Below are 2505 nucleotides of genomic sequence, written 5' to 3'. Positions count from 1 at the left end.
GGGGCCTTCCGCTGTTCCCAGCGGTGGTGGTGTGGGGCTCCACACACTCTTCTCCCGCAGGTCACAGGCAGGTTGACGGCCCTTCCGGACACGTGGTGGACTGCGCGGGCCATGTACGGCGGCAGCAGAGGAAGCCGGTGCGAATCCGGCGCGGTCCCGCCACTGTCACCGGGGAGCGGTCCCCGGGAGCCAGGAACTCTCGCCGCCGGTCTCGTCGAACCAGGGCGTGGACACCCTGAGTGAGGACCTACCGTGATGCCCGGCCGCCGCCCGAGAGCCCGCACCCGGAACACCGGCACGCCCACGGCGAGTTAGCCGATGGGCGCCGATCGCTCGTACGCGTACGGTGCCGCAGCCGGCCTCCTCGGTGATCTCCTCCTGGGCGATCCCCGGCGCAGGCACCCCGTCGCCGCCTTCGGGCGGGCCGCCGGGCGGGTGGAGCGCGCGTTGTGGCACGACCACCGCGGCTGGGGCGCGCTGCACACCCTGGTGTGCGCCGGAGGCGCCACAGCGCTCGGAGCTGTGGCGGCACGCGCCGTACGCGCCGTGTCTCCTGGCTTCAGCGGCTCCGCCGCGCTGACCGCCGCCGCCACCTGGGCCGTCGTCGGCGGCACCTCGCTCGCCCGCGAGGCGCGTACCGTCGGCCGCGCCCTGGAGCGCGACGACCTGGCGGCCGCGCGCGACCGGCTGCCGCATCTGTGCGGCCGCGACCCGCAGGCGCTGGACGCCGACGCGATAGCGCGGGCGGTCGTGGAGTCCGTCGCGGAGAACACCTCCGACGCCGTGGTGGGCGCCCTGGTGTGGGGCGCGGTGGCCGGGGTGCCGGGGCTGCTGGGCTTCCGGGCGGTGAACACGCTGGACGCGATGGTCGGGCACAAGTCGCCCCGGCTGCGCCGGTTCGGCTGGGCGTCCGCCCGGCTGGACGACGTGGCCGGCTGGCCGGGCGCCCGGCTGACCGCCGTACTCGCCGTGCTCGCCGGGGACGACCCGCGTGGCGCGGTACGGGCCTGGCGGGCGGACGCGCACCGGCATCCGAGCCCCAACGCGGGTCCGGTGGAGGCCTCGTTCGCGGGTGCGCTCGGCGTCCGGCTGGGCGGCGCCCTCTCCTACGGCGGCCGGGTCGAGCACCGGCCCGTGCTCAACGGCACCGGGCGGCCGGTCCAGGTCACCGACATCGAGCGGGCCGTACGGCTCTCCCGCCGGGTCGGCATGCTCGCGCTCGGCGTCACCGTCGCCGGGCGCCTCATCGGAAGGGGGCGGGGCTGGTGAGCGGGGGTCTGCTGGTCGCGGGGACGACGTCCGACGCGGGCAAGAGCGTGGTGACGGCCGGCATCTGCCGGTGGCTGGTCCGGCAGGGCGTCAAGGTGGCGCCGTTCAAGGGGCAGAACATGTCCCTGAACTCCTTCGTCACCCGGGAGGGCGCGGAGATCGGGCGGGCGCAGGCCATGCAGGCGCAGGCGTGCCGGGTCGAGCCGACCGCGCTGATGAATCCCGTCCTGCTCAAGCCCGGTGGCGAGCGCAGCAGCCAAGTGGTGCTGCTGGGAAGGCCGGTGGGCGAGCTGAGCGCGCGCGGGTATCACGGCGGGCGTCAACAGGCCCTGCTGGGCACGGTACTGGAGTGTCTCGCCGAGTTGCGGGGCACGTATGACGCGGTGATCTGCGAGGGCGCGGGCTCGCCCGCCGAGATCAACCTGCGGCGCACCGACATCGTCAACATGGGGGTCGCGCGGGGCGCGGGGCTGCCCGTCCTCGTGGTCGGCGACATCGACCGGGGCGGGGTGTTCGCCTCCTTCTTCGGCACCGTCGCCCTGCTCTCCCCCGAGGACCAGGCGCTGGTCGCCGGGTTCCTGGTGAACAAGTTCCGGGGTGACGTGACGCTGCTGGAGCCGGGCCTGGACATGCTGCGCGGCCTGACCGGGCGGCACACCTACGGGGTGCTGCCGTTCCGGCACGGGCTCGGCATCGACGAGGAGGACGGTCTCAGGGTCTCGCTGCGCGGGAGTGTGCGGGAGTCGGCCGTCGCTCCCCCGCACGGCGAGGACGTGCTGCGGGTCGCGGTGTGCGCGGTCCCGCTGATGTCCAACTTCACCGACGTGGACGCCCTCGCCGCCGAACCCGGCGTCGTGGTCCGCTTCGTGGACCGGCCGGAGGAGCTGGCGGACGCCGACCTCGTGGTGGTGCCGGGCACCCGCGGCACCGTGCGGGCGCTGCGGTGGCTGCGCGAGCGGGGCCTCGCGGACGCGCTGGCGCGCCGGGCCGCCGAGGGGCGCCCGGTGCTCGGGATCTGCGGCGGCTTCCAGCTGCTCGGCGAGCACATCGAGGACGATGTCGAGTCACGCGCCGGCAGCGTGCCGGGGCTCGGACTGCTCCCGGTGCGGGTGCGGTTCCACCCGGAGAAGACCCGCGCCCCGCCCGCCCGGGCGGCCCGCGGCGAGCCGGTCGAGGGGGACGAGATCCATCACCGGGTCGCCCAGGTGCTGGGCGGGACACCCGTACTGGACGGCT

2 protein-coding genes and 1 riboswitch are annotated in these 2505 nt (G+C 75.4%); both genes read left to right on the top strand.

The annotated features are described in order from the left end of the window. Positions 1 to 126: 126 nt before the first annotated feature. A riboswitch (cobalamin riboswitch) is annotated at positions 127 to 199 on the top strand. 119 nt (positions 200 to 318) lie between these two features. Beyond that, positions 319 to 1269, top strand: coding sequence for a cobalamin biosynthesis protein (locus ACFWN1_RS32915; protein WP_384370317.1), 951 nt, complete (start codon positions 319 to 321; stop codon positions 1267 to 1269). After that, on the top strand, positions 1266 to 2505 hold a 1240-nt coding region (locus ACFWN1_RS32910; protein WP_384370314.1), incomplete at its 3' end, for a cobyric acid synthase. The genes ACFWN1_RS32915 and ACFWN1_RS32910, both read left to right, overlap by 4 nt.

This window comes from Streptomyces sp. NPDC058459 (assembly GCF_042721685.1).
Lineage (GTDB): Bacteria > Actinomycetota > Actinomycetes > Streptomycetales > Streptomycetaceae > Streptomyces.
This window is presented reverse-complemented; position numbering and strand designations above follow the sequence as displayed.